This is a genomic window from Christiangramia aestuarii (assembly GCF_009735585.1).
GTDB lineage: Bacteria > Bacteroidota > Bacteroidia > Flavobacteriales > Flavobacteriaceae > Christiangramia > Christiangramia aestuarii.
In genome coordinates this window covers 1-525 of record NZ_VJVW01000044.1, presented here as the reverse complement: position 1 = coordinate 525, position 525 = coordinate 1, and the positions used below count along the sequence as shown (strand labels likewise).

Here is a 525-nt window from a genome sequence, read left to right as displayed (position 1 = left end):
TAATGGTTTGGTTTGCCGTTACGGTAGCTGATTCTCCAGGAGCCAGTGTAAGGATCGGGCTTCCTGTGATACTACCTGCATCAGCGTTGGCATCGGTGATCTCGATATCGGTTACGGTTACGTTACCGGTATTGGTCACTACGATGTCGTATTCGATCACATCTCCCACCTCAGTTCCAGCGACTCTTACAGTTTTCACCGCTTCGATAGCCGGATTCTGAGTCAGTGGCGTAGTCTCATTATTACTATCCTCCGGATCGGTCAGCTCATCGGCATCAGCCGTAGCAATATTGTCTACCTGTCCACTGTCTACATCCGCCTGGGTCAGGGTATAGGTCGCTGTAAAGCTGGTGTTGTCAGAAGCTCCCGGCGCCAGGTTGATCGGTCCACCGTTTACACTTACCATCGGATCGGTCACGGTGATATTGTTCAGGGTGACATTCCCGGTATTGGTCAGGCTAAAGGTATAGGAGATGGTCTCTCCAGCCTCGGCATAGCCGTTTCCATTTTCATCGTTAAAGCTTC

1 protein-coding gene is annotated in these 525 nt (G+C 50.9%); it reads right to left on the bottom strand.

What is annotated here, in order from left to right; all coding sequences use genetic code 11:
• Positions 1-525, bottom strand: a 525-nt coding sequence (locus FLP08_RS15545) for a CLIPPER-2 domain-containing protein (RefSeq protein WP_156278087.1), incomplete at both ends; no start/stop codon positions are given.